This window comes from Streptomyces sp. NPDC002888 (assembly GCF_042888465.1).
GTDB lineage: Bacteria > Actinomycetota > Actinomycetes > Streptomycetales > Streptomycetaceae > Streptomyces.
In genome coordinates, this window is record NZ_JBIAPU010000031.1 from 1 (window position 1) to 24,429 (window position 24,429).

Below are 24,429 nucleotides of genomic sequence, written 5' to 3' on the forward strand. Positions count from 1 at the left end.
GCCCCGCGGCCCCCCCCCCCCCCCCCGCCCCCCCCCCCCCCCCCCCCCCCCCCCCCCCCCCCCCCCGCCCCCCCCCCCCCCCCCACGACAAGGGGTCCGGCGACAAGGGCCCGGGCGACTGGCGCGGCAAGCGGGGGCACGGCCCCTGGGGCCACAACGACCGCACCCCCTCCCCTCACCCGTCGGGCAGCGGCGCGACGACCTGAGCCCGTCAGGTCCAGTGCCGCTGGGGTCTGGTGCCGCTAGGGTGTGCGGCCGATCACCACATGGGCGTACAACTCGTCGGAGACGGCGAGTTCGGTGCGCAGACCGGCCCGGGTGAAGGCGTCGACGGCCGTCGGCGCCTGACGTGCGCTCGTCTCGGCCAGCAGCACTCCGCTCGGTGCCAGCCACCGCGGCGCCCCGGCGGCGACCCGGCGCAGCACGTCGAGCCCGTCGGCGCCTCCGTCGAGGGCGGTGAGCGGCTCGTGGTCGCGGGCCTCCGAGGGAAGCAGGGAAACCTCGTCGCTCGGGACGTACGGCACGTTGGCGGCCAGGATGTCGATACGTCCCCGCAGCCGGTCGGGAAGCGCCTCGAACAGGTCACCCGTGTACACATGACCACCCTGACCGGCGACGTTGCGCCCCGCGCAGCGTACGGCGGCCGGGTCGATGTCGGCGGCGTGCAGCTCGACCGCGCCGAGGGCGGCGGCGAGGGCCGCGCCGACCGCGCCGGAGCCGCAGCACAGGTCCACGACGACGCGGGCGTGCGGCGCGCGGGCGAGGGCCTGGTCGACGAGGAACTCGGTGCGTCGGCGGGGCACGAAGACACCGGCTTCCACGTGGACACGCAACCCGTGGAACTCGGCCCACCCGAGGACGTGTTCAAGGGGCAGGCCGGCCACCCGGCGCTCCACCATGGCGGCGAGTTCGTCCGGTGTGCGGGCGGTGGTGAGGATCAACTCGGTCTCGTCCTCGGCGAAGACGCAGCCCGCGGCACGCAGCGCGGCCACGACGGAGTCACGGGAGGGGGCGGGAGAAAGTGGAGGCATGGTGAAGCAGAGAGCCTTTCGGGAGCCGAAGGGCGCTCTCGCGGTCGCCTACGGGCGGCGGTCCACGCCACCTCGAGGTGAGAGCACCCGACCTGACACAGCGGTAATGGGTCCCACCTCCTCGACTCCGCACGGCTGGGTACGTCCACAGCCGGGCGCTCACCTTACCGTGGAGCGGGCACCGGGACCGCCCAAGTTGTATTATGCAACCATGAGGGGACGGGAGATCAGGTGACCGCAGCCGAGGCCGTGGAGACCATCCAGCGCGAGATGACGAGCTTCGCCCGCCGCGCCCGGGCCACGGCGGGCCGAATGCACCCCGAGCTGTCCCTCGTCTCGTACACCCTGCTCGCCCACCTCGAGGAGAGCGACGGCTGCCGCGCCACCGACCTGGCCGCGCACTACGGCCTCGACAAGTCCACCGTCAGCCGCCAGGTGACCGCCCTCGAACGCGCCGCCCTCGTCGAACGACGCGTCGCCCCGGACGACCACCGCGTCCAACTCCTGCACCTCACCGCCCCCGGCCGCCACATCCTCGCCCAGGTCACCGAGAGCCGCCGCATCGCTTTCCGCGAGCGACTGGCGGACTGGCCCGAGGAGGACCTGGAGCGGTTCGCGGCGTATCTGGTGCGCTACAACGGCTCAGGGGCCCCCTGACATGCACGTACGGTGGGAGTCATGCACGTCACCCGAGGCTTCACCGGCCGCCCCCGCGTCACCGACGCCGGACTGCCGCCCGGTCAGTACGACTCCGGCGACGACTGGCCCGTCCTGTCCGCGGAGGTCACGCCCGACCTCGCACCCGCGCAGTGGACGTTCCGGGTCGACGGGCTCGTGGAGCGGCCGTGCAGCTGGGACTGGGACGAGGCGCACAGGCTGCCCGCGTCGGAGTACGAGGGCGACATCCACTGTGTGACGGGCTGGTCGAAGTTCGGGGTGCGGTTCGGGGGCGTGTCCCTGGACACCTTCCTGGACGCCGTGCGGCCGCACGCGTCCGCGACGCACGCCGTGGCGTACTCGCACACCGGGTACACCACCAGTCTCCCTCTGGCGGACCTGACCGGTGGGCGGGCCTGGATCGCCTTCGCGTACGAGGGCAAGCCGCTCGACCCCGAGCACGGTGGCCCGGCGAGGCTGCTGGTGCCGCACCTGTACTTCTGGAAGAGCGCCAAGTGGATCGCGGGCATCCGGCTCCTCGACCACGACGAGCCGGGCTTCTGGGAGCAGAACGGCTACCACGCCCGCGGCAATCCCTGGGAGGAGCAGCGGTACTCCGGTGACTGAGACCTTCGCTTCCCCGGCCCACTCCTCCCCGGCCTTCGCCCCTCCCACGCGGTTCGCCGTGCCCGGGCGGATCGCCGTGGGCAACCAGACCGCCGCCGGGTGGCAGACGGCCACGCTCACCGAGGTCCGCCGCGAGACCCCGCGTGCGACCACCTTCCGGTTCGCCGTACCCGCCTGGGCCGGGCACCTGCCCGGGCAGCACCTGATGCTGCGGCTGACCGCCGAGGACGGATACGTGGCCCAGCGGCACTACTCCCTCGCGTCCGCACCCGACGACTCCGGGCACATCGAGCTCACCCTGGACCACGTCGACGGCGGCGAGGTCTCCGGCTGGTTCCACACGGTGGCCCGGCCCGGCGACCGCATCGAGGTGCGCGGCCCGCTGAGCGGCTTCTTCGCCTGGCCGGGCGACCGGCCCGCCCTGCTGATCGGCGCGGGCTCCGGCGTCGTACCGCTGATGTCGATGGTGCGGCACCACCGGGCGCGGGGGCTGTCCGTGCCGTTGCGGCTGCTGGTGTCCGCGCGCGGCCCCGAGGACCTGATCTACGCGGACGAGTACGGCGCCGAGACCACGCCCGTGTTCACGCGGAGCGCGCCGGAGGGGGTGCCGGTCGGGCGGCTCACCGCGGCTCATGTGGCACCGCTCGTGGCCGAGGAGCCGCCCGGCGGGTGGGAGGCCTATGTATGCGGCTCGAACGCCTTCGCCGAGCACGCCTCGCGGTTGCTGGTGGAGGCCGGCCAGCCGGTGGAGCGGATCAGGATCGAGCGGTTCGGCTGAGGCCCGCCCGGGAGGCACGCGGCGAACCACCCGACTCTTCCCGTTTGTGTCCGTTGGGTGAAGGATGTCCTGTAAACGGGGTACGACATCCATGTGGGCACTCGTACGCGTGACGGCGAGGAGGTCGACATGCGAACCCGGGTGCACGGCTCGCGCCGGCGTCCCAATCCCCTGCGACGCCGGTCCGATGTCGTGGAGAGGTGGACGGTGCTGGTCGTGGCCGTCCTGCTGCTGGTGGGTGCGCCGCTGGCGGGGACGGTGGCCGGCTGGTGGGCTCACGACGAGACACGGACGGTCGCCGCGCAGCAGCGCGCGGACCGGCACCGTGTCCGTGCCGAGGTCGTCGGCAGGACGCCGGACACACTTCCGTCGGTCGAGGGCGGCCGGGAGCAGTCGTACCAGGTGACCGTGCGCTGGACGGAGCCCGGCGAACGGCCGCGGACGACCAAGGCGACCGTGCCGGCGGGCACGCGGACCGGTGACACGGTCGACGTGTGGTTCGACGCGCGGGGCCGCAGCGTCGCTCCGCCGCCTGACGAGTCCGCGGTCTGGCAGCACACCCTGGCCATGGGCGCGTGCGCCGCGGGTGGCACGGCCGGCGTGATCCTGCTCGGACACATGGTCGTACGCCGGGTGGCGATGCGGCACCGCATGGACGAGTGGGAACGCGAGTGGGCCCGCACGGAGCCGGAGTGGACGCGCCGCCGGGCGTAAGGCCCCGCGGGCACAGGCGGACGGAAACGGCCCGGGCGCGGGAGCCCGCCACAGAGACCCGACCACCGACGACGCCCCCAGCCGCCGGGGATCTCCCGCTCCCCCGCCCAGGACGACTGGTTCGACGCCCTTGACCAGCAGATCCGCGGCCGACGGCGGGAGTCATCGTGGGCGTGCCGACCTGCGAAGGTCTGGTCAGTCGTCCGACCACCCACGTACGGTGTGATCACCCGCACGCTCTCTTCACAAAGGCGGTTGTTGATGGCCCTGTTCGATCTCCCCCTCGACGAGCTCCGCGAGTACCGCAGCACGTCCGCCGCACCCGCGGATTTCGACGCGTTCTGGTCCAAGACCCTCCAGGAGGCGCGTGAGCACGATCTGGACGCCCGCTTCGAGGCGGTCGACACCGGTCTGAGCACGGTGCAGGTGTACGACGTGACGTTCGCCGGGTTCGGCGGTCACCCGGTGAAGGGCTGGCTCAAGCTGCCCGCGGGGGCCGAGGAGCCGTTGCCGTTGGTCGTGGAGTTCATCGGTTACGGAGGCGGACGCGGCCTGCCGCACGAGAACCTGCTGTGGGCGTCGACGGGCCGGGCCCACTTCGTGATGGACACCCGGGGCCAGGGCAGCGGCTGGGGCGGTGGGGGCGCCACGGCGGATCCGGTGGGCGCCGGGGTCTCGTACCCGGGCTTCATGACCCGTGGCATCGAGGCGCCCGAGCAGTACTACTACCGTCGGGTGTTCACGGACGCGGTGCGTGCGGTCGAGGCGGCCCGCTCGCACCCGCTGACCGACTCGACGCGTACCGCGGTGATCGGCGCCAGTCAGGGCGGCGGCATCACCCTCGCCGTGGGCAGCCTGGTCCCGGACCTGGTCGCAGTCGCGCCGGACGTACCGTTCCTGTGCGACTTCCCGCGCTCGGCGACGATGACGGACCGTCACCCCTACCGGGAGATCGGCCTGTTCCTCAAGACGCACCGCGGCCGCAAGGAGGACGCCCTGCGCACGCTCTCCTACTTCGACGGCGTCCACTTCGCCGCCCGCGGCCGGGCGCCCGCCCTCTTCTCGGCGGCCCTGGAGGACCAGACCTGCCCGCCCTCGACCGTGTTCGCCGCCTTCAACGCCTGGGCGCACGAGGACAAGGCGATCGAGGTGTACGAGTTCAACGACCACGAGGGCGGCGGCCCCTTCCACGAAGAGGCCAAGGTGCGCTGGTTGCGGTCATACGCCTGAGACGCCCCGGCGCAGCGCCGGAAGGCGGTCGGCTCGCTGTTCTCTCCGGCATCCTTCCCTGCTGTCCGACCAGTCGGTATGTTCGAGGTCGCCCGGGTCGCGCTGTCGCGGCCCGGTTCCCGGCGGACGACGGAGGGCGCATGTCCGAACTGCACGAGCCACAGGTCCACGGTCACTGCGACGCCCGCTTCGCCGCGGTGCGCACGGCGTTCGAGGAGAACTTCCGCGACCGGGGCGAGCTGGGCGCCGCCCTGGCCGTCACGGTGGACGGCGTGACCGTGGTCGACCTGTGGGGCGGCTGGGCGGACTCCGCACGCACCCGGTCGTGGGAGCGGGACACGCTGGTCAACGTGTGGTCGACGTCGAAGGGCCCGGTGGCGCTGTGCGCGCATCTCCTCGCCGACCGGGGTCTGCTCGACTTCGACGCGCCGGTGGCCGCGTACTGGCCGGAGTTCGCCGCGGCCGGCAAGGAGAAGGTCCTCGTACGGCATCTCCTGTCGCACCGCTCCGGCCTGTCCGGCATGCGTGAGCAGCACTCGCTCGACGAGCTCTACGACTGGGAGCTGACGACCGCCCGGCTCGCGGCGACGGAGCCCTGGTGGGAGCCGGGGACCCAGTCCGGGTACCACGCGCTGACCTACGGCTTCCTGGTCGGGGAGGTCGTGCGGCGGGTGACCGGACTGTTGCCGGGGGCCTTCCTGGAGCAGGAGGTGACCGGGCCGCTCGGGATCGGCTTCACCGTCGGCCTGCCGGAGAAGGAGGCGGGCAGGGCCGCCGAGATGGTGCATCCGCCGACCGCGTCGAGCAGCGAACAGGCTGCGATCTTCAGCCAGTTGACGCCGGCGGCGATCGCCGCGCTGGCCAATCCGCTGGTCGGCGCGAGCCAGGCCAACACGCCCGAGTGGCGGGCCGCGGAGATCCCCGCGGCGAACGGCCACGGCACCGCGCGGGCCGTCGCGGCGCTGTACGGGATCTTCGCGGGCCGTGGATCGTACGGCGGCCATCGCGTCCTGTCGGCGGAGGCGGCCGAGCGGGTGCGCGAGGGGCAGGGCGGCTGCCGTGACCTGGTGCTGGGCGCCGGGTTCGCGCACGAGACGGAGATCGGACTCGGGCTGTGGCTGAGCGGGCCGAACGGCTCGTACGGGCCCAACCCGCGGGCTTTCGGTCACGACGGCTTCGGCGGTTTGTGCGGCCTGGCCGACCCCGAGGCGGGGGTGTCGCTGGGCTATGTGATGAACCGGATGGGGCCTCATATCGCCGACGACCCGCGGAAGATGGCTCTGGTGGAGGCCCTGTACAGCGAGCTGTGAGGGGGCGTGCTGCCGCTGCCGGGCCGCCTCCCTGCGGGCGGCGGCCTGGCGTTCGTCAGACGCCTCGTCCGATCCCGGTCAGTCCGCCCGCGCCACGACCATCCGGACGCGTGGGCTTCCCTCACTCCTGGTCCCGAACTCGGGCAGGGCCCGCAGGTCCACCCGGAACCCGGCGCGCTCCAACTCCCGCCGCACGTCGCCCAGGCGGAAGGCGCGGTAGTACATGACGAACGGTGGGCGCCACAGCGCGTTGCGCACCCGCATCACCGCGTCGAAGCCGAGCAGCATCCAGAACGCCGGGGACGTGGGGCGGGGCGGGGCGAGCACGGGGAAGGCGAAGGTGCCGCCGGGTCGCAGCACGGAGTGGACCTGGCCGAAGAGGCCCGGAAGTTCGCGCGGCAGGAAGTGTCCGAACGCCCCGAAGCTCACGACCAGGTCGAAGGCGTGCCGGAACGGCAGGGCACGGGCGTCCGCGCGCACCCACGCCGCGCGCGGCCCCGCCGTCTCGGCTCGCCGCCTGGCGACGTCGAGCATCCCGGCACTGAAGTCGACCCCGGTGACGCTGCGCCGGCACAGCCGCCCCAGCACGTCCGTCCCGGCGCCCGTACCGCAGCACAGGTCGAGCCCGTCGTCGTAGGGTCCGGTCCGCTTAAGCGCCGACGCGACGGCGGAGAGCACCGAGTCGGGCGTACGGAAGGGCGTGTGGTCGAACTTCGGGGCGAGCAGGTCGTAGCCGTGCTGCACGGACGACAGTGCCTGGACGGCGAGTTCGCGCAGGGTGGGGCCTTCGGGGCTGAACATCGGCGTCACCCCAGCGCCACGCGCTGCTTCAGCACGGCGAGAACGCGCTCGCACCAGCGCACGTTCTCCTCCTCGAAGGAGATGCCGGCCATGAGCGTCAGGTACGGGCCGATGCGGTCGGCCTCGCTCAGGTACTCCTCCTCGGTGCGGCCGTCGAGGAGGCGTTCGCGCACCCGGCGGTAGCGGTCGAGTTTGCCGCGTGCCCAGGTCATGCGCTCCTCGATCAGCGCGTGGGTCGTCCGTGGGTCGCCGCCGTCCATCGCCTGGATCTTGATGAGGAGTTCGTCGCGGATGGCGGTGGGCCGGCGTGGCGGCCGCTCGGTGAAGGCCCGCAGGTCCTCCTGGCCGACCTCGGTGAGCGTGAACATCCGCTTGTTGGGCCGGCGCTCCTGCTGCACGACCCGGGCCTCGATCAGTCCGTCCTGCGCGAGACGCTCCAGTTCGCGGTAGAGCTGCTGGGGCGTCGCGGGCCAGAAGTTGGCCAGGGACACGTCGAAGAGCTTCGACAGTTCGTATCCCGAGGCCTCACCCTCCAGGAGGGCGGCGAGGACGGCGTACTTGAGGGACATGTGGACACCGTAACAGAAGGTGATTATTCTCTTCGGCACCTACTCAACTAATTGACTATGAGGTGATCCGATGCGCGCGTTCCGTGAGGCGGTCGAGGCGGGAGATCTCGCCGCGCTGGAGGCACTGCTGGCCGAGGACGTCGTCTTCGCCAGCCCGGTCGTCTTCAAGCCGTACCCCGGCAAGGCGATCACCGCGGCGATCCTGCGGGCGGTCTCGGGAGTCTTCGAGGACTTCCGCTACGAGCGGGAGCTCACCGGCGCCGATGGCCGCGACCACGCGCTGGTGTTCACCGCGCGGGTCGGCGACCGCGAGCTGAGCGGCTGCGACTTCATCCACGTCGACGAGGACGGCCTGATCGACGAACTGACGGTCATGGTGCGCCCGTTGTCGGGTGCGCAGGCCCTGGCGGCGGCCATGGGCGCGCAGTTCGACCGTATCGCGAAGGAGGCGGAGGCCCGGTCCGCCGCCGCCTCCTGACGCAGGTATTACGCGTTCAGGGCCGCAGCCGGCGGTGGGCGCCGTGCCCGAGGGACAGGTTCCGTACGGCTTCCGGGCGGGCGGGCCGGGTGACGTCGAAGCGGTCGGCGTCGGGGCCGTGGGCGGCGGGCGAGGTCGCCCAACAGCGACTCCGTCAACTTCTCGATAGGCAACCGCAGTTGCTCGACGCGACGAAACGTGAACGCTTGACTGACGAGGGACCGCAGCCTTCGCTGGTCGTCGCCGTCGGCGGTGGTCATGCCCCTCACCGTCGCAAACGCCGTCAGCGGCCACCCCTTCCCGGTCCGCCCCTCACGCAGCGCCGTGAAGCCATCCCCTCGCCCCCAGCCCGGCAGCACGACTGTCCCCGGCGGGGGCGGGGAATAGGAGGCGGAGGGGCGATGTTGACCGCATCAGAACGGCCCGTGTCATGGAACAGCGGCAGGTGCTATGCTGCTGTCAGCACTCGTGCACGCCCCGTCGTGGGCGCCGGTGCCGGTTTCTTCTCAGTTCGCTGACCCACACGCCGATTCCGGTCTGTGCGACCAGCTCCCCCGCACACCTCGTGAGCAGCGCTTTTCCGCCGTACCCGAGGTGATGCTCTCCGCCGCCCGGAGGCCTGTTGCACGCGCCTTCCCCCTCGCGGCTCCTCCCCCCTTCCCACGCATGCCTCATGCCACCCGTCCTGGAAAGGACCACCACCCTTCATGACCACCACACTCGAACACCCTCCTGTACAGCGGCAGACCCAGTCGCAGCCCCAGTTCCAGCCGGTGACCGGTGTCCTCGACATCGACGGCAACGGGAAGGGGCACCTGCGCGCCGCGGACTGCCTGCCCACGCCTTCAGACCCGCAGGTCTCCTCCGCACTGATCCGCCGGCACGGCCTGCGCAAGGGCGACCTGGTCGACGGCGTACGCGGTGGGCGGAACTCCGTGACCGAGATCGAGCTCGTCGACGGCCGTACGCCCGAAGAGCTGCGCGACCGCCGTCACTTCCGCGACCTCACGCCGCTGCACCCCCGCGAGCGGATCCGCCTAGAACACCCCGCGTCCGGGCTGACCGGACGTGTCGCCGACCTGATCGCACCCGTCGGCAAGGGCCAGCGCGGCCTCGTCGTGGCGCCGCCCAAGACCGGCAAGACCGTGCTGCTCCAGCAGCTCGCCGCGGCCGTCGCCGGCAACCACCCCGAGTGCCATCTGATGGTGGTGCTGCTCGACGAGCGTCCCGAGGAGGTCACCGACATGCGGCGCTCCGTGCGCGGTGAGGTCTACGCCTCGACCTTCGACCGGGCGCCCAAGCAGCACATCGCGCTCGCCGAACTCGTGATCGAGCGGGCCAAGCGGCTCGTCGAGGCCGGCGAGGACGTCGTCATCCTGCTCGACTCCCTCACCCGGCTGTGCCGGGCCCACAACAACGCCGCGACCTCGAGCGGGCGGACCCTCAGCGGTGGTGTCGACGCGGCCGCGCTGCACGGCCCCAAGCGGTTCTTCGGCGCCGCCCGCCTCGCCGAGGAGGGCGGCTCCCTCACCATCCTGGCCACCGCCCTCGTCGAAACCGGCTCCCGCGCCGACGACTTCTACTTCGAGGAGCTCAAAAGCACCGGCAACATGGAGCTCCGGCTGGACCGCGAACTCGCCTCGCGCCGCGTGTTCCCGGCCGTCGACATCACCCCCTCCGGCACGCGCCGCGAGGAACTCCTCCTGTCTCCGGCCGAGTTGACCGCCGTACGCGGACTGCGCCGGGCGCTCCAGACCCGCGACGGGCACGCCAACCTGGAGACGCTCCTGGAGCGGATGCGGGAGACCCCGGACAACGCGACGTTCCTGCGCCGGATCCAGCCCACCCTGCCGGCGGCCTAGGGCCCGTCTTCAAAGGGTGCTGATGAACGGATCAGATGCTGCCACTTGGGGCTCGATCGACGTCCATTGAGTCCGTGGGCTGCCGATGGCAGGGTGTGCCCATGGCGGGCATCCGGCCTCGTCCGAGGAGAGAGGGCCCCTGTATGACGTACGGCTGCATGGCATCTATGAAGACCCGACCTGGTTTCCGCGACGAAGTCGTCTCCATTCTTCTGAGCGCCGTCGACGGGCTTCGGGAGGCAGGATGCGACATCTACGTCGTCGGTCTGTCCGACGAAGATGACACGACGATCTGGGTGACCGAGGTCTGGAAGACCAAGGGACATCACGATGCTTCGCTGGAACTGCCCCAGGCGAAGGCTGCCATCAATAAGGCCATGCCGATGCTGACGGGGGAGTTCACCAAGCAGGAAGTCTCGGTCGCGGGTGGCCTTGGGCTCTGACGACCACCCGTCAAAGAGATCTTGCCCAGAGTAGGAACGAGGCGAGTGCGACCGCTGCTTCGTAGGAGGTGGCGGTCTTGTCGTACCTGGTGGCGATGCCGCGGAAGCCCTTGAGCTTGTTGAAGCATCGTTCGACGGTGTCACGAGAACTGTAGGCCTTGTCCGCGATCACACGGTCGGGCCGGCCACGTGGTCGGCCCGACCGGTGCGAGGAACGCGAATCCGCTCCAGCAGAGTTCGTGCACAGATGCTGTCGTGACGCTGGCCCGGCGTGATGAGGACGGCAAGAGGGCGCCCCTTGCCGTCGCAGGCGACGTGGACTTTGGTTGTCAGCCCACCTCGGGACCGGCCGAGGGCGTGATCGTCCGGTTCGTCCTGCCGGCGCTTCCCCCTTTTCGCCCCGTGGCGGCTGCGTGCTGGTGGGCCCGGACGATGGTGGAGTCGATCTGGACGAGCCAGTCGATGCCAGCGGCGGCGTCCGCCCGGGCCTGGATCTGCTGCAGGGCTCGGGTGAACACGCCGTCGAGGGCATAGCGGCGGAAGCGGGTGTAGACGGTCTGCCATGGCCCGTAGCGTTCCGGCAGGTCACGCCACGAGATACCGGTACGTATCTTGTAGACCATCCCGTTGATGACCCGTCGGTCTTCCACACGAGGCCGTCCCGTGACGGCCCGCGGTATCAGCGGGTCAAGTAACTCCCATTCGTGGTCGGTTAGTTCATGGCGCCGTATCACGCCACCATGATCCATCACTTAACGATCTTTGAAGACGGACCCTGGTACCGGGTCGATAGTCTCGGTGATCGTGAACAGACGACGACAGAAGAAACTGACGAAGCGTCTCGTCTTCGCCGCGATGCTCGGTGAGAGCGCCGAGGTCCGCGCGCTGCTGCGGGCCGGAGCCGATCCGCGCACGCCCGACGCCGAGGGCACCACCCCTCTGTACGCGGCTGCCGTGCACGGTGCCGCCGACATCGTCCGCCGCCTGCTGGCGGCCGGTGCACCGCCCGACGCCGAGAGCGGCCACGGCTCGGAGGGCACTGCGCTGTGCGGGGCCGCCTGCTGGGGCCACGCGGAGGCGGTGCGCGCGCTCCTCGAGCACGGCGCCGACCCGAACCTCCGCGAGGACCACGGCACGGGATTGGGCCCGCTGGACTGGGCGGAGAAGGGGCCGTACCCGGAGACGACGGCCCTGCTGCTGGCTGCGGGTGCCCGGCGGCGCGAACACACCGCGTGACCTCGACGCCGCGCGCCCCCTGCCCAGTGCGGCATCCGGGTGCTCGCGCGCGGCCTTCGGCGCGGTCGGCGCGGTGCCGGGGAGGTCCGTTTCTACGTTGATCATATGACTATCGGATTCTCATCCCGGGTGGCCGCGTCGACCTGCGCGGTCTGCACGGCGGGTGTCCTCGCCCTCACACCCGTCGCGGCGGCCGCGCCGAGCGAGGCCGGCCCCGGTACCCCGGACCGGCCGGAGACGGCGGTCCCGCGCCCCTCCCTGCTCCACCGCCACGGCACGCAGGTCCGCCCGCACACGGGGGCGCCCCGGGCCCCGGAGGTCTCCGCGCTGTCGTGGCTCGTGGCCGACGCCCACAGCGGCACCGTGCTCGCCGCGCACGACGCGCACCGCAGACTGCCGCCCGCCAGCACGCTGAAGACGCTGTTCGCCCTCACCGTGCTGCCGGTGATCCCCGCAGGCGTCCGGCACATGGTCAGCGCGAAGGAGTTGGCGGGCATCGGGCCGGGCAGCAGCCTCGTCGGCGTCGCCGAGGGACGTGCCTACCAGGTCGACGACCTGTGGCACGGGGTGTTCCTGAACTCCGGCAACGACGCCGTGCACGTCCTGGCCGCGCTCAACGGCGGCTGGCGTGCGACGGCCGCCCGGATGCAGTCCAAGGCCCGCTCCCTGGGTGCCCGCGACACCCACGTCCTCTCCCCCGACGGCTATGACACCCCGGGCCAGGTCTCATCGGCGTACGACCTCGCGGTGTTCGGGCGGGCAGGGCTGCGCAACGCGGACTTCGCGCGGTACTGCGGCACGGTCGAGGCCAGGTTCCCGGCGCGTCGCGGCGGGACGTACCCCATCCTCAACACCAACCGGCTGCTGACCGGCGCCGACGGAGTGCAGCGGTACCCGGGGCTGATCGGCATCAAGAACGGCTACACCAGCCACGCGGGCAACACGCTCGTCGCCGCGGCGCGGCGGGGCGCGCGCACCCTCGTGGTGACGGTGATGAACCCTCAGGCAGGCGGCGGGTTCACCGTGTACGAGGAGGCACGCGAACTGCTCGACTGGGGGTTCGCCGCCGCGGGGCGGGTCGAACCGGTGGGGTCGCTGGACGCACTGCGGGCCAGGCCGCGCCAGGGGCCCGTCACACTGCCCGTCGCGGCAGCGGTCGCGCCGGACAGCGGGCCCGGCTGGCCGCAGGCGGCCGCGATCGCGGGCGCCGCCGCCCTGGGCGCGGCCGCAGTGGCACTCGCACTGCGGCTCGCGGGGATCCGCACGGAGGAGAGTTGACCCACCGGCAGCCACAGGAGCAGACCGAGGGTGATCCAGGTGTAGGCGCTGCCGCCGAGGAAGCCGTCGACGCCGGACGCGTCGTCGAACCAGAGCCACACCACGCTGCTGCACAGCACCGCGTACAGCGCGCCCGCGACGCGCGGGTGCCCGGTGCGCAGCAGCACGGCGAAGCTCGGCAGCAGCCACACGAGGTGGTGCACCCAGGTGATCGGGCTGACCAGGCAGGCCGTCAGCCCGGTGAGGGCGAAGGCGGCCTGCCAGTTCCCCGCCACCACCGCCCGGCGCGCCCGCCACACCCACACGCCGAGCACCAACAGGACCGTCACCACCCAGACTTCGCGGCTCTGCTCACCGAGGCGGGCCAGGACGCCCTGCAGCGACTGGTTCGAGACGTAGTCGAGGCGGCCCACCCGGGTCGTGTCCCACAGCGCCTGGGTCCAGTAGAAGCGGGAGGCGTCCGCGGCCACCCACGCCGCGAGCCCGGTCGCCGCGGCGGCGACGACCGTCGCGACGCCCGCGGCGCGCCATCTGCGCGCCAACAGCAGCAGGCCGATGAACACGGCGGGCGTCAGCTTGATCGCGGCCGCCAGGCCGATGCCCACTCCGGCCCAGCGGCCCCGCCCGGTGGCCAACAGCCAACCGTCGACGAGAACGAGGGCCAGCAGCAGGACGTTGACCTGGCCGAAGCTGAAGGTGTCGCGGAGCGGTTCGAACAGAGCCAGGACGCACAGGGCCAGAGCGCAGCCGTACCAGCCGTGCCGCCGCCACGCCCGTCCGGTCAGCAGGCGCACCACCACGGCCAGCGCGGCCAGGTTGAGCAGCAGGGCGACCGCGATCGCCGTACGCAGCCCGACCAGCGCCATCGGCAGCATCGCGACGGCCGCGAACGGCGGGTAGGTGAAGCCGTACGTCGTGCCGGGCACCCGGTAGTCGTAGATCCGGCCGCCGTGGTGGACCCAGGTGTCGACCGTGCCGTAGTAGACGCGCAGGTCGAACCAGTCACGCAGCAGCGGCACGGTCGCGGTGAAGACGGCGACCACCGTGGCCAGGGCCAGGACGAGGAGGAGACGGCCGCGGCCGGTGCGGGGCCCTGTCATGCCGTACGTCCTCCCAGGACCGGGGCCTGCGCCGTCTGGTGGGCCTGCCACAGGACGACCACGGCGAGCACTCCGCCGGAGACGGCCAGCACCAGTTGGCCGGTGTCGGCCGGGCCTCCGCTCGGCAGGACGGCGAGGGCCAGCACACCGGTCAGGGCGGCCGTGCGATGCCGTGTCGAGGTGCTCGGGGCCGCGGCGGCGATGAGGAACAGGCCCCACAGCGCGTACCAGGGGCGGATCGCCGGTCCGAAGGCGGCCACCGCCGCCAGGCTCAGGCCCAGCGCGTACACGGGGCGCCGCCGGCCGCGCCACCATATGGCGAGGACGAGGGCCGCGGTGACCCCGAGCCCGAGGACGTGCCACGCCGGGACGGCGAGCGGTGCCAGGTCGCTGCCGAGCCGCTCCAGGAGAGCGCGGGTGGCACGGCCCAGGAGACTGGTGAGCGCCCAGTTGTGCGGGGAGACCGGGGTGTCCAGGGCGCCTATCCAGCCGTACCCCGTGCCCGCGACAGCCGTGGCGGCCACCGTGGTCGCGGCGGATGCGGCCGCCGTCGACAGGGCGGCCCGCGCCGGCCGGTGGCCCGCGCGCAGCCGCAGCATCACGACGGCGACGAGGCCGAGCGCGGCGGGCGCCTTGACCAGTGCGGCGAGCGTGACGAGGACGGCGCCCAGGATCGGCCACCGTCCGAGCGCGGCGACGAGGCCCGCGCCGAGCAGGCCGAGCATGATGGCGTCGTTGTGGGCGCCCGCCACCAGGTGCAGCAGCACCAGCGGGTTGAGGGCACCCAGCCACAGGGCGGCGGCCGGGTCGGCGCCGCTGTGCCGGGCGAGGCGGGGCAGGGCGGCCGCCATCAGGGCCACGCCGAGCAGGGCCACGAGTCGCATGCCGAGGAGTCCGGCCGGGAGTTCGCCGTGGGTGAGGCCGGTCAGCGCGGAGGCGACGGCGAGGAACACCGGGCCGTAGGGGGCCGCGGTGTGCTGCCACAGCGGGGCGACCTCCTCGGCGAGCGGACCGCCGAGCCGGGCGGGCCCGTGCGCGTAGACGTCGATGTGCGCGTCCACCATGGCGCCCTGGGCCAGGTAGCTGTAGACGTCCCTGCTGAACAGCGGCGGCGCGATCAGCAGCGGGGCCGCCCAGATCGCGAGGACCAGCAGCAGGGTGCGTGGGCTCGGCGGGTCGGCGCTGCGCACGAGACGGCCGAGCAGCAGCCAGGCCGCGATCAGCAGGACGACGCCGAAGTACACGCCGACCAGGCCGAGGGCGGCGTGGGGCGAGGACGGGGCCAGCAGTTCCCGCACGGGCAGGGCACCGGCCGTCTCACCGCCCAGCGCGAGGAAGGCGGTACCGGCCAGGCCCAGCACCTGGCAGCGGCGGAGATCGACGGGAAAAGCCATGGCCAACACTCCGTCAGCCTGTCGACACCGGGTGACCGGAAAGCGACGCTCCCCTCACGGGGGCGCGACGCCTGTGCAACCGGCGAGTGATCCCAGGTTGAGTATCCGTACTCAGGACACCGCTTCCCGTCCGGGGAACGCTGGCCCCATGACGACGTCAGCACATGAACCTCTCGACCGGCGACGAGACCACCTGCATCCCGTGGCGGACGTGGCCCTCGCCCTCGTGCTGCTCGTCGTCGACACCGGGGCGGCGCTCTGGGCGTACCTCGCCGGCATGGACGCGGCCGGCTACTCCTTCTTCGACACAGGCGCCGACAACTCCGACGTCGACATGACCAAGCCGGCTCTGTTCGTCGGTGTGGTGGGTGTCGTCGTGCTGGGGACTGCGCTACTGGCCTGGAAGGGGCGGGCGTACATCACCGCGGTCCTTCAGGGCCTCGCCGCTTGCGTGCTGCTGCTGGTCGCCGCGACCGGCCTGGCCGAACAGGACAAGAACCATCCGCCGGCTCCACAGCCCGGCTACAGCGGACCGCAGACGCAGTGCCTGTCGGGCGGAGACAACAGCGAGTGCCACGGCTCGTGAGCCACGCGCTCGAAACCCCGGCTCAGAACACCGACACTCCGGTCAGCGTCGTGAAGCGGTCCAGCGCCGCCACCCCCGCCACCGAGTTGCCCCGCTCGTCCAGACCGGGGCTCCACACGCACAGGGTGCACCGCCCCGGTACGACGGCGATGACGCCGCCGCCGACGCCGCTCTTGCCGGGCAGCCCGACCCGGTAGGCGAACTCGCCCGCCGCGTCGTACGTCCCGCACGTCAGCATCACCGCGTTGACCTGCTTGGCCTGGCTGCGGCTGAGCAGCCGGGTGCCGTCGGCACGGACGCCGTGCCGGGCCAGGAAGGTGGTGGCCAGGGCGAGGTCGGCGCAGGAGGCGGTGACCGAGCACTGGCGGAAGTACTGGTCGAGCAGTTCGGGCACCGGATTGCCGATGTTGCCGTAGGACGCCATGAAGTACGCCAGCGCCGCGTTTCGGTCGCCGTGGCCGGCCTCGGACGCGGCGACCTCCGCGTCGAAGGACAGCTCCGGGTTGCCGCTCTCGGCCCGCAGGAACCGCAGCAGTTCGCCGGCCGCGTCGCCGGTACGGGTGTGCAGGCGGTCGGTGACGACCAGCGCGCCCGCGTTGATGAACGGGTTGCGCGGGATGCCGTTCTCGTACTCCAGCTGGACCAGGGAGTTGAAGGGGTTGCCGGAGGGCTCGCGGCCCACGTGCTCCCAGAGTTCGTCGCCCTCGCGGGCCAGGTCCAGGGCGAGGGTGAAGACCTTGGTGATCGACTGCGTGGAGAACGGCTCCCGCCAGTCCCCCACGCCGTACACCGTGCCGTCCAGTTCGGCGACGGCCATGCCGAAGCTGCGCGGGTCGCGGGAGGCGAGCGCCGGGATGTAGTCGGCGGGCCGGCCGCGCGCCGGGGTGCCCGCGATCTCCGAGGCGATGCGGTCGAGAACGGGCTGGAACTGCGAGGACATGATCGTCATGATGCCGCACACCTGACTCCGGGGTACCCCCGGGTGCCGGGCGCGCTCCACCCGCGCCATGCCGTCCAATCAGGCATGTCTTGGGCCGAACCGCGCGTGCTGGCCCGTCGGTCGCGGGCCCACACGTCAGGGTGAAGGTCCGCGGTCTCCGTGCACCGGGGCCCGTCCGGTCATCGAGCAGACAGGAGCGATGTTGCGCCAGCGGAACGAACGCACCACAGCCACCGAGTCGGTGCGGCGAGACGACAGGAGCAGGGCCGAGGCGTTCGCAGGTCTGCCGCGGCGAACCGCCGCGGTGGGCATGTGCGTTGCGGCGGTGCTGCTGGCCGGATGCAGCATGCCCACCCCGCACGTCCCCCTGCGGGAGAACGCACAGGGCGGACGGGACTTCTATCTCAGTCCGCAGGGTGACGACAGTGACAACGGCCGGACCCCGCAGACCGCCTGGCGCACGCTGCGGCGTGCCGACGCCCTGCGGTTCAAGCCGGGCGACCGGCTGCGGCTGCGGGGCGGCGCGCAGTTCCGGGGCACGCTGAGCATCGGCCAGGGGGACGCCGGGAACGCCCGAAAGCCCGTCGTCATCGAGTCCTACGGGAAGGGCCGGGCGGTGATCCGCGCGAGCGGCACGCGCGCGATCGAGGTGCACAACACGAGCGGCATCGCCATCCGCGATCTGATCATCGTCGGCGACTCCGCGGCCTACCGGTTGCGGGACGGCATCGCATTCGTCAGCGATCTGCCCGGCAACCGGAAACTGCCGTACGTCCGGGTCTCGGGTGTCGAGGTGAAGGGCTTCCGCAACGGCATCCGGCTGCACGGCGGCGCCGAGGCGTCCGGCTTCCGGGACGTGGTGATCAGCGACAGCGCGCTGCACACCAACCAGGACGCGGGGCTCGTGGCGGACGGCCCCGCCTTCGACGCGGACGCGCCCGCCTACGCGCACGAGAACATGACGGTGTCGAAGGTGACGACGTACGAGAACATCGGTGACCCCCGGGCATCCGACCGCAACACCGGCAGCGGCATCGTCCTGGGCAGCGTCCGGAGCGGCCTGGTGGAGCGGTCCGTGGCCCACGACAACGGGGAGTTCTCCTCGCCGGGTGCCATGGAGGGGCCCGAGGGCATCTGGACGTACGACTCGACCCGGATGACGTTCGAGAAGAACGTCTCGTACGGCAACCACACCGGCTCCCAGGTGGACGGCGGCGGGTTCGGCCTGGACAACAACGTGTCCCACTCGGTGATGCAGTACAACCTGGCCTACGGCAACGACGGGGCGGGCTTCCTCGCCTACTCCGCCGTCGCGAACGCGGCCCACACGGGCAACACGATCCGGTACAACATCAGCCACAACGACAGCCGCAAGCTCCAGGACTACGGCGGCATCGTCGCGTTCGGGGCGCGGGTCACCGACCTCGCGATCTACCACAACACGGTGCTGACCACGGCCAACGGTCCCGTCCGCGCGCCCGCGCTGCGGCTCCAGCAGAGCCTCGGCTCCGTGACCGTACGCAACAACGTGTTCGAGACGGACGGCCCGCCAGTGGTGGCGTCGCAGAACGCGTTCGCCGCGTCGGCCGTGCTGCTGCAGGGCAATGACTACCACAGTGGGCAGGAATGGAGCCTGGAGTGGGGCGACCGCTGGTACACCGACCTGGCCGCCTGGCGCCAGGATACGGGGCAGGAGACGCTGGGCCCGCGGGCCACCGGCACCGATGTCGACCCCTGCCTCGCCCAGGTCCCGCTGCCCGCGGCCGGTCCGAACCTGTACGGCACCGGTCCGACGCGCGGCGCACTGGCCTCCCGGTGCACGCGCACGCTGACCGGTGCCGCGGTGAACCTGCGGACCCTGGGCGTGAATCCGGGGCCGGTGGACTACTTCGGGGCGCCGCTGAGCGGGTCACCCGGTGTGGGGGCCGTGCAGGTGGGTCCGGCGGCCTGAGGAATCGTCACCCGCAAGGCGTCGCCCTGGCCGGGCGGCGGCACGTGCGCGGGACGTCCCAGGGCGCGGACGTGCCAGCCGGCCGCCCGCCAGGCCGCCGGGTCCAGGGCGTTGCGCGCGTCGAGCAGGCGCGGTGCCCGGACCACCTCCGACAGCTTCACCGGGTCGAGGTCGCGGTACTCGCGCCACTCGGTCAGGTGCAGCACCGCGTCGGCGTCCCGGCACGCCTCCATGACGTCCATGCAGTACCTCGGCCCGGACAGCGCGGCCCGCGCGTTGTCGAGGCCCTCGGGGTCGTGGACGAAGACGTCGGCGCCCTCGGCGACGATCTCCGCGGTGACGGCGAGCGCCGGTGAGTCGCGCACGTCGTCGCTGCCGGGCTTGAAGGTGGCGCCGAGCACCGCGACCCGCCGCCCTGCGAACGTGCCGCCCAGCAGGTGACGGGCGAGGTCGACGGTCCGCCGGCGCTGGCGGCAGTTGATCCGGTCGACCTGGCGCAGGAAGGACACCGCCTCCCCGACCTGGAGTTCCTCGGCCCGGGCGAGGAACGCGCGGATGTCCTTGGGCAGACAGCCGCCGCCGAACCCGAGGCCGGCGGAGAGGAACCGGCGCCCGATGCGCACGTCGTGGCCGAGGGCGTCGGCGAGGGTGACCACGTCGGCGCCGGCGGCGTCACAGATCTCCGCCATGGCGTTGATGAAGGAGATCTTGGTGGCCAGGAAGGAGTTGGCGGCGACCTTCACCAGTTCCGCGGTGGCGGGGTCGGTGCTGACGTAGGCGACACCGGCGCTCAGCATCGAATCGTAGACAGCGCGCAGCCGTTGGTCGGCGTGGGGTGAGGTGACGCCCACGACGAGCCGGTCGGGGCGCAGGGTGTCCTGGACGGCGTAGCCCTCGCGCAGGAACTCCGGGTTCCAGGCGACCTCGGCGTCGACGCCGGGGCGCAGTCGCGCCGCGACCCTGCGGCTCAGCGCGCGGGTGGTACCCACCGGCACGGTCGATTTGCCGACGATGAGGCTGTCGCGGGTGAGCAGCGGTGCCAGGCCGTCGACGACCGCCTCGACGTGACGCAGGTCGGCGGCGAGGGAGTCGGGGCGCTGCGGAGTGCCGACGCACACGAAGTGCAGGTCGGCGAAGTCGGCCGCATCCTGGAGTGAGGTGGTGAAACCAAGCCGCCCCTTGCGGGTGTGCCTGGTGAGGAGTTCCGGCAGGCCGGGTTCGAAGAACGGGGCCCGGCCTTCGGCGAGTGCCTCGATCTTCCTGGTGTCGGTGTCGACACCGAGGACGTCGTGTCCGATGTCCGCCATGCACGCGGCGTGTACGGCTCCGAGGTAGCCCGTACCGATGACGGTCAACCGCATCGAGGTTCTCCTGTCTTGGGGCGCCGACGTCGACGGGATCAGCGGGCGTAGCCGTGGGGGTTGAGTTCCTGGAACCGCCAGGCGTCACGGCACATGGCGGCGAGGTCGCGCGTGGTGGTCCAGTCCCAGGCCGCGGCCACGGCGCTCGCGTCGGCGACGAGTTCGGCGACGTCGCCGGGTCTGCGGTCGACGACCTGGTAGGGGATGTCCCGGCCGCTCGCCTCGCCGAAGGCGGCGACCAGTTCGAGCACCGAGGTGCCGGTGCCCGTGCCGAGGTTGAACACCCGCATGCCGGCGCGGTCGTCGAGGTGCTCGACGGCCACCCGGTGTCCCTCGGCGACGTCCATGACGTGGATGTAGTCCCGGACTCCGGTGCCGTCGGGCGTGGGGTAGTCGTCGCCGAAGACGCTGAGCTTCTCGCGTCGGCCGACGGCGACCTGGGCGACGTACGGCATGACGTTTCCGGGGACTTGCTGAGGGTCCTCGCCGAGCAGGCCGCCGGGGTGGGCTCCGACCGGGTTGAAGTAGCGCAGTGCGAGCACCTTCATGTCCGTGAGGTGGGCGCAGACGTCCTGCAGGATCCGCTCGCACATCAGCTTGGTGTGGGCGTAGGGGTTGGTGGGCGCGACGGGGCTCAGCTCGGTCAGGGGAACGGTCCGCGCGTCGCCGTAGACGGAGCAGGACGAGGAGAAGACCAGCCGGTGGACGCCGTGGTCGCGCATCGCGGACAGCACGGCGCAGGTGCCGCCGACGTTGGTGTCGTAGTACTCGGCCGGCAGCGCCACCGACTCGCCGACCGCCTTGTGGGCCGCGAAGTGGATGACCGCGTCCACCTGGTGGGAGGCGAACACCTGGGCGAGGGCCTGGCGGTCTCGCACGTCGACCTCGTAGGCGGCGGTCAGGGGTCGTCCCGCGGTCTTGGCGATGCGGTCCAGGGCGCGCGGGGAGCTGTTGACGTGGTTGTCGACGACGACGACTTCGTGACCGTGGGCGAGCAGTTCGACGCAGGTGTGGCTGCCGATGAAACCGGCGCCGCCGGTCACCAGGACCGTTTTGGGCATCGGGACCTCGTTTTGTCGGAGAAGGGTGGCGGGTACGTGGCGTCAGCCCGTGAGGAACCCGCGCAGGTACGTGGGGAACAGCAGCAGCGCCCAGGCCAGCGGTACGAGGGCGACGAGGCCCGCGGTCAGCGGCAGGGCGGCGGTGCGCAGCGCGCGGTGCACGCCGGCGCCCGCCGACCTCGCGGTCTCCCAGATGTGCAGGACACCGACGGCGAGGGTGACCAGCGCGTAGGCGAGGGAGCCGAGCAGGCACAGGAACACATAGCCGACGGCGGGGCCGGTGAGCTCGCCGACCACGGCCGCGCCGGACAGGACGACGGTGATCAGGAGGTACGGGAGCATCAGGCGCAGCGGCAGCGGCTCCATGCCGTTTCGGACCTTGGGCGTCACCTTGAAGACGACCTTCCTCGGCCGCACGCGTTGCACCAGCGCGGCCCAGGCTCCCCAGGCCACGTAGGGCCAGCGGGTCAGCCCGAACAGCCAGCCCTCCCAGCTCAGCAGCGGGGCGTCGACGGGCCGCAGCAGTCCGCGTCGGCGCAGCAGCAGGGTGAGCAGGACCAGGAAGAACGACATGGCCCAGAAGTGCAGCAGGAAGGCGCCGTAGTTGACGTTGATCCACGGGTGTCCGGTGACCGCGGCGATCGGTGGCAGCAGCAGGCCGGCGGTGGTGGTCAGCGCGAGCAGCGGGTAGTACGCGAGGGCGAACGCGAAGCGGACCCGCAGCCGGCCGGGCATGCGGCGCAGATGCTTGGGGAGCATGCCAAGGAGCATGAACACCAGGCTCCGCGACCACTGGAACTCCTGCGTCACCATGGCGGCGAAGGTGAGGGGGCCGTCGCCGTGCGCCTCCGCGTCGATGGCGAACGCCCCGTGCCAGCCCGCCGAGTTCAGCAGGAACGTCGTCGAGAAGTCCTCGGCGAGTTCGGGGCCGAGCCCGCCGATGTCCTGGAGGGCGCGGGTCCGTACGGCGTAGTGGGAGCCGATGCACAGCGGTGCCAGACCGTCGGAGTGGCCCAGCTGCATCGGTCCGTGGAAGGTGGCCTCGCGGTGCAGCCGTCCGCGGGCCGACCACGACGTGCGGGCGTTGGCGTCGCACACGCTGGGGGCGGCGACATAGCCGACGGCCGGATCGGCGAACGGCCGGACCACTTCCGTCAGGTAGCGGGGGTGGGGGACGTGGTCGACGTCGAGCTGGGCGACGACGTCGTAGTCGCTGTAGCCCCAGTGGTCGTAGAAGTGCGCGAGGTTGCCCTCCTTGCACCGGGTTCGACGGGGCCAGGCGTCACGGTGGTACGAGGGGATGCCGCGTCGGCAGGAGACTCTGACGGCGTTGGTCTCGCACCAGTCCAGGATCTCCGGGGTGGGGTCCTCGTCGCACAGCCACACGTCGTAGGGGTGCGGGAAGTCCTGGCGCAGCATCGCGACGAGGGTCGTGCGGGCGACGGCCCAGGGCTCGGACGGGGCCCGGGTCACCACCAAAGCGGTGCGCAGTCCGGGCACCTCGACGGCGGGGTCGAAGGTGCGCAGCCGCACCATCACGACGACGAAGTACAGCGGCAGCACGGACAGGTACAGCAGGAGCGCGCTGTTCACCGCGAAGCCCGCCCAGCCGATCCGGTGCTCCGGGCGCAGCCACCACTCCCAGAAGACGACGAGGGCGGCCCACCAGCACACCGCGAGCAGGGACACCATCGTCCGGTCAAGGCGTCCGAGGCGGGGAATCCAGGACGCGGGGCGGAGCGTGAGAGCTCTGCGCGGCTTGCCGAAGACCGGTCCGTCGGCCGGCATGTCGACGACGTTGCCCGCCGAGAGGGCCCACAGGTGGGTCCTCAGCATCGCGTCGTCGGTGGCCGGCAGCCGCCGGCGGCCGTAGAGGGCGGTGCCGCGCGCGCGGCCGTGGTACGTCTGGGTCACGACGCGGCCGGGGTCGCGCCGACCGGGCAGGGCTCGGCGGTGACGACGCCGTCCTGTTGTCCGCCCCGGATCGCCGAGAGCGCGGCGGCGATGTCGAGGGGACGGGCGGCGAACCACTCCACGGTGCGGCGCAGACCGTCCTCGATGTCGACCTCGGGGCTCCATCCCAGACGTTCCGAGGCCCGGGTGATCACCGGTCGGCGGCGGGTGGGATCGTCGACGGGCAGCGAGTGGAACTGGACCTCGGCCTGCGATCCCGTCAGGTTCAGGACATATTCGGCGAGTTGCAGAACGGTCAGTTCGACGGGATTTCCGAGATTCACCGGTCCGGGTTCGTCGTGGTCGAGCATGGCGACGACTCCGCGCACCAGGTCGTCGACGTAGCAGAAACTGCGGGTCTGCTTTCCGTCGCCGTAGACGGTCAGTGGTTCTCCGGCGAGTGCCTGGACGACGAAGCTGGAGACGACCCGGCCGTCGTGCGGACGCATACGCGGACCATACGTGTTGAAGATCCGCATGATTCCGGTGTTCGTTCCGCGGTTCGTCCGGTAGGCCTGGGTCAGCGCCTCGGAGAACCTTTTCGCCTCGTCGTAGACGGAGCGCGGGCCGACGGGATTCACATGGCCCCAGTACGTCTCGTCCTGAGGGTGCACTTCGGGGTCTCCGTACACCTCGCTCGTGGAGGCGAGGACGAAGCGGGCGTCGTGGCGCGTGGCGAGGCGCAGCGCGTTCTCCGTGCCGCGACTGCCCACGGCGAGCGTCTCCAGCGGACGGGCGAGGTAGTCGGGGGGCGAGGCGGGGCTGGCCAGGTGGGCCACCGCGTCGACGGTGCCCCTTACCTCGACCGACCGGCTGACGTCACCGCGGACAAGTTCGAAGGCCGGATCTCCGAGAAAGGGGGCGATGTTGGCGGGATCGCCGGTCGAGAAGTCGTCGAGGCACACGACTTCGTCGCCGCGCCGCAGAAGTGCTTCGCACAGATGCGAGCCGAGAAAGCCGCCGCCACCTGTCACGGCCACACGCATGAATTCTCCTGGATTCACCGAAGGATTCCATCGCTCCGCCCGGCGCAGGGTGTAGAGGAGTCGTTCACCAGGACAGGAGACGG

At 71.8% G+C, this 24,429-nt stretch carries 22 protein-coding genes and 3 pseudogenes; 13 read left to right on the top strand and 12 right to left on the bottom strand.

Annotation, left to right across the window (positions count from 1 at the left end; translation table 11 throughout):
• Positions 1–242 precede the first annotated feature (242 nt).
• On the bottom strand, positions 243–1,031 hold the full coding sequence (locus ACFYWX_RS37440) for a putative protein N(5)-glutamine methyltransferase (RefSeq protein WP_389429339.1): 789 nt from the start codon (positions 1,029–1,031) through the stop codon (positions 243–245).
• Positions 1,032–1,262: 231 nt separating this feature from the next.
• Between ACFYWX_RS37440 and ACFYWX_RS37445 the strand changes: the two genes are divergently transcribed.
• From ACFYWX_RS37445 to ACFYWX_RS37470, 6 genes are all read left to right on the top strand, one after another.
• Complete coding sequence (locus tag ACFYWX_RS37445; protein ID WP_389429340.1) at positions 1,263–1,688, top strand: MarR family winged helix-turn-helix transcriptional regulator; 426 nt, start codon at positions 1,263–1,265, stop codon at positions 1,686–1,688.
• 21 nt (positions 1,689–1,709) lie between these two features.
• Positions 1,710–2,315 carry a sulfite oxidase-like oxidoreductase gene (locus ACFYWX_RS37450; RefSeq protein ID WP_389429341.1) on the top strand — a complete coding sequence of 202 codons (606 nt, stop codon included), beginning with the start codon at positions 1,710–1,712 and terminating at the stop codon, positions 2,313–2,315.
• Complete coding sequence (locus ACFYWX_RS37455; protein WP_389429343.1) at positions 2,308–3,093, top strand: ferredoxin reductase; 786 nt, start codon at positions 2,308–2,310, stop codon at positions 3,091–3,093. Before ACFYWX_RS37450 ends, ACFYWX_RS37455 begins: the two co-directional genes overlap by 8 nt.
• A 129-nt stretch (positions 3,094–3,222) precedes the next feature.
• Positions 3,223–3,807, top strand: coding sequence for a hypothetical protein (locus ACFYWX_RS37460; RefSeq protein ID WP_389429344.1), 585 nt, complete (start codon positions 3,223–3,225; stop codon positions 3,805–3,807).
• Between the two features lie 261 nt (positions 3,808–4,068).
• Positions 4,069–5,037 (top strand): acetylxylan esterase, encoded by a 969-nt coding sequence (locus ACFYWX_RS37465; RefSeq protein ID WP_389429346.1) that lies wholly within the window; start codon positions 4,069–4,071, stop codon positions 5,035–5,037.
• A 140-nt stretch (positions 5,038–5,177) separates the two neighbouring features.
• On the top strand, positions 5,178–6,347 hold the full coding sequence (locus ACFYWX_RS37470) for a serine hydrolase domain-containing protein (RefSeq protein ID WP_389429347.1): 1,170 nt from the start codon (positions 5,178–5,180) through the stop codon (positions 6,345–6,347).
• 78 nt (positions 6,348–6,425) lie between these two features.
• Here ACFYWX_RS37470 and ACFYWX_RS37475 read toward each other — a convergent pair whose 3' ends face one another.
• Both ACFYWX_RS37475 and ACFYWX_RS37480 read right to left on the bottom strand, forming a co-directional pair.
• Complete coding sequence (locus ACFYWX_RS37475) at positions 6,426–7,148, bottom strand: class I SAM-dependent methyltransferase (RefSeq protein ID WP_389429349.1); 723 nt, start codon at positions 7,146–7,148, stop codon at positions 6,426–6,428.
• A 5-nt stretch (positions 7,149–7,153) separates the two neighbouring features.
• A complete protein-coding gene (locus ACFYWX_RS37480; RefSeq protein WP_389429351.1) occupies positions 7,154–7,717 on the bottom strand; it encodes a PadR family transcriptional regulator in 564 nt (187 codons plus the stop codon).
• A gap of 70 nt (positions 7,718–7,787) precedes the next feature.
• Here ACFYWX_RS37480 and ACFYWX_RS37485 point away from each other — a divergent pair, with 70 nt between their 5' ends.
• The gene (locus ACFYWX_RS37485) at positions 7,788–8,195 is read left to right on the top strand and encodes a nuclear transport factor 2 family protein (RefSeq protein WP_389429353.1); all 408 of its coding nucleotides are present in this window, start codon (positions 7,788–7,790) and stop codon (positions 8,193–8,195) included.
• Positions 8,196–8,272: 77 nt separating this feature from the next.
• Here ACFYWX_RS37485 and ACFYWX_RS37490 read toward each other — a convergent pair.
• Positions 8,273–8,524: pseudogene (locus ACFYWX_RS37490) on the bottom strand (cytochrome P450); the annotation flags it as partial.
• A gap of 378 nt (positions 8,525–8,902) precedes the next feature.
• Here ACFYWX_RS37490 and rho point away from each other — a divergent pair.
• Together rho and ACFYWX_RS37500 are read left to right on the top strand one after the other, a co-directional pair.
• On the top strand, positions 8,903–10,057 hold the full coding sequence (gene rho, locus ACFYWX_RS37495) for a transcription termination factor Rho (RefSeq protein ID WP_389429355.1): 1,155 nt from the start codon (positions 8,903–8,905) through the stop codon (positions 10,055–10,057).
• A 143-nt stretch (positions 10,058–10,200) separates the two neighbouring features.
• Entirely contained in the window at positions 10,201–10,500 is a 300-nt protein-coding gene (locus ACFYWX_RS37500; RefSeq protein ID WP_389429356.1) for a putative quinol monooxygenase, read from the top strand.
• Between the two features lie 10 nt (positions 10,501–10,510).
• Here ACFYWX_RS37500 and ACFYWX_RS37505 read toward each other — a convergent pair.
• Positions 10,511–11,249: pseudogene (locus ACFYWX_RS37505) on the bottom strand (IS5 family transposase).
• Between the two features lie 55 nt (positions 11,250–11,304).
• Here ACFYWX_RS37505 and ACFYWX_RS37510 point away from each other — a divergent pair.
• Both ACFYWX_RS37510 and ACFYWX_RS37515 read left to right on the top strand, forming a co-directional pair.
• On the top strand, positions 11,305–11,736 hold the full coding sequence (locus ACFYWX_RS37510; RefSeq protein ID WP_389429358.1) for an ankyrin repeat domain-containing protein: 432 nt from the start codon (positions 11,305–11,307) through the stop codon (positions 11,734–11,736).
• Positions 11,737–11,841: 105 nt separating this feature from the next.
• Positions 11,842–12,726, top strand: a pseudogene (locus tag ACFYWX_RS37515) (D-alanyl-D-alanine carboxypeptidase family protein); the annotation flags it as partial.
• A gap of 11 nt (positions 12,727–12,737) precedes the next feature.
• Here ACFYWX_RS37515 and ACFYWX_RS37520 read toward each other — a convergent pair.
• Together ACFYWX_RS37520 and mptB are read right to left on the bottom strand one after the other, a co-directional pair.
• Positions 12,738–14,114 (bottom strand): glycosyltransferase 87 family protein, encoded by a 1,377-nt coding sequence (locus tag ACFYWX_RS37520; RefSeq protein ID WP_389429360.1) that lies wholly within the window; start codon positions 14,112–14,114, stop codon positions 12,738–12,740.
• Positions 14,111–15,508: a polyprenol phosphomannose-dependent alpha 1,6 mannosyltransferase MptB gene (gene mptB / locus ACFYWX_RS37525; RefSeq protein ID WP_389429361.1), complete on the bottom strand. Its 1,398-nt coding sequence runs from the start codon at positions 15,506–15,508 to the stop codon at positions 14,111–14,113. Before mptB ends, ACFYWX_RS37520 begins: the two co-directional genes overlap by 4 nt.
• Positions 15,509–15,656: 148 nt before the next feature.
• Between mptB and ACFYWX_RS37530 the strand changes: the two genes are divergently transcribed.
• Positions 15,657–16,094: a DUF6234 family protein gene (locus ACFYWX_RS37530; protein ID WP_389429362.1), complete on the top strand. Its 438-nt coding sequence runs from the start codon at positions 15,657–15,659 to the stop codon at positions 16,092–16,094.
• Between the two features lie 22 nt (positions 16,095–16,116).
• On the opposite strand, the gene ACFYWX_RS37535 is transcribed toward ACFYWX_RS37530, so the two are convergent.
• Positions 16,117–17,043 carry a glutaminase gene (locus ACFYWX_RS37535; RefSeq protein WP_389429363.1) on the bottom strand — a complete coding sequence of 309 codons (927 nt, stop codon included), beginning with the start codon at positions 17,041–17,043 and terminating at the stop codon, positions 16,117–16,119.
• 190 nt (positions 17,044–17,233) lie between these two features.
• Here ACFYWX_RS37535 and ACFYWX_RS37540 point away from each other — a divergent pair, with 190 nt between their 5' ends.
• Positions 17,234–18,985, top strand: a complete 1,752-nt coding sequence (locus tag ACFYWX_RS37540) for a right-handed parallel beta-helix repeat-containing protein (RefSeq protein WP_389429365.1) — start codon at positions 17,234–17,236, stop codon at positions 18,983–18,985.
• Here ACFYWX_RS37540 and ACFYWX_RS37545 read toward each other — a convergent pair.
• From ACFYWX_RS37545 to ACFYWX_RS37560, 4 genes are read right to left on the bottom strand one after another with little or no spacing between them, the layout of a single operon-like run.
• Positions 18,919–20,346, bottom strand: coding sequence for a UDP-glucose dehydrogenase family protein (locus ACFYWX_RS37545; RefSeq protein ID WP_389429367.1), 1,428 nt, complete (start codon positions 20,344–20,346; stop codon positions 18,919–18,921). The genes ACFYWX_RS37540 and ACFYWX_RS37545 overlap by 67 nt on opposite strands.
• A gap of 38 nt (positions 20,347–20,384) precedes the next feature.
• A complete protein-coding gene (gene galE / locus ACFYWX_RS37550; RefSeq protein WP_389429369.1) occupies positions 20,385–21,407 on the bottom strand; it encodes a UDP-glucose 4-epimerase GalE in 1,023 nt (340 codons plus the stop codon).
• A gap of 42 nt (positions 21,408–21,449) precedes the next feature.
• Positions 21,450–23,321: a glycosyltransferase gene (locus tag ACFYWX_RS37555; protein ID WP_389429371.1), complete on the bottom strand. Its 1,872-nt coding sequence runs from the start codon at positions 23,319–23,321 to the stop codon at positions 21,450–21,452.
• Positions 23,318–24,346 carry a UDP-glucuronic acid decarboxylase family protein gene (locus ACFYWX_RS37560; protein WP_389429373.1) on the bottom strand — a complete coding sequence of 343 codons (1,029 nt, stop codon included), beginning with the start codon at positions 24,344–24,346 and terminating at the stop codon, positions 23,318–23,320. Before ACFYWX_RS37560 ends, ACFYWX_RS37555 begins: the two co-directional genes overlap by 4 nt.
• Between the last annotated feature and the right edge of the window lie 83 nt (positions 24,347–24,429).

Excerpts from the sequence above, each read along its gene's own strand:
- ACFYWX_RS37470 (WP_389429347.1), top strand. The coding sequence starts at position 5,178 with ATGTCCGAACTGCACGAGCCACAGGTCCACGGTCACTGCGACGCCCGC.
- ACFYWX_RS37500 (WP_389429356.1), top strand. The coding sequence starts at position 10,201 with ATGACGTACGGCTGCATGGCATCTATGAAGACCCGACCTGGTTTCCGC.
- ACFYWX_RS37475 (WP_389429349.1), bottom strand. The coding sequence starts at position 7,148 with ATGTTCAGCCCCGAAGGCCCCACCCTGCGCGAACTCGCCGTCCAGGCA.
- ACFYWX_RS37545 (WP_389429367.1), bottom strand. The coding sequence starts at position 20,346 with ATGCGGTTGACCGTCATCGGTACGGGCTACCTCGGAGCCGTACACGCC.
- ACFYWX_RS37465 (WP_389429346.1), top strand. The coding sequence starts at position 4,069 with ATGGCCCTGTTCGATCTCCCCCTCGACGAGCTCCGCGAGTACCGCAGC.
- ACFYWX_RS37520 (WP_389429360.1), bottom strand. The coding sequence starts at position 14,114 with ATGACAGGGCCCCGCACCGGCCGCGGCCGTCTCCTCCTCGTCCTGGCC.
- galE (WP_389429369.1), bottom strand. The coding sequence starts at position 21,407 with ATGCCCAAAACGGTCCTGGTGACCGGCGGCGCCGGTTTCATCGGCAGC.
- ACFYWX_RS37535 (WP_389429363.1), bottom strand. The coding sequence starts at position 17,043 with ATGACGATCATGTCCTCGCAGTTCCAGCCCGTTCTCGACCGCATCGCC.
- mptB (WP_389429361.1), bottom strand. The coding sequence starts at position 15,508 with ATGGCTTTTCCCGTCGATCTCCGCCGCTGCCAGGTGCTGGGCCTGGCC.
- ACFYWX_RS37530 (WP_389429362.1), top strand. The coding sequence starts at position 15,657 with ATGACGACGTCAGCACATGAACCTCTCGACCGGCGACGAGACCACCTG.
- ACFYWX_RS37460 (WP_389429344.1), top strand. The coding sequence starts at position 3,223 with ATGCGAACCCGGGTGCACGGCTCGCGCCGGCGTCCCAATCCCCTGCGA.
- ACFYWX_RS37560 (WP_389429373.1), bottom strand. The coding sequence starts at position 24,346 with ATGCGTGTGGCCGTGACAGGTGGCGGCGGCTTTCTCGGCTCGCATCTG.
- ACFYWX_RS37440 (WP_389429339.1), bottom strand. The coding sequence starts at position 1,031 with ATGCCTCCACTTTCTCCCGCCCCCTCCCGTGACTCCGTCGTGGCCGCG.
- rho (WP_389429355.1), top strand. The coding sequence starts at position 8,903 with ATGACCACCACACTCGAACACCCTCCTGTACAGCGGCAGACCCAGTCG.
- ACFYWX_RS37480 (WP_389429351.1), bottom strand. The coding sequence starts at position 7,717 with ATGTCCCTCAAGTACGCCGTCCTCGCCGCCCTCCTGGAGGGTGAGGCC.
- ACFYWX_RS37450 (WP_389429341.1), top strand. The coding sequence starts at position 1,710 with ATGCACGTCACCCGAGGCTTCACCGGCCGCCCCCGCGTCACCGACGCC.
- ACFYWX_RS37485 (WP_389429353.1), top strand. The coding sequence starts at position 7,788 with ATGCGCGCGTTCCGTGAGGCGGTCGAGGCGGGAGATCTCGCCGCGCTG.
- ACFYWX_RS37540 (WP_389429365.1), top strand. The coding sequence starts at position 17,234 with ATGTTGCGCCAGCGGAACGAACGCACCACAGCCACCGAGTCGGTGCGG.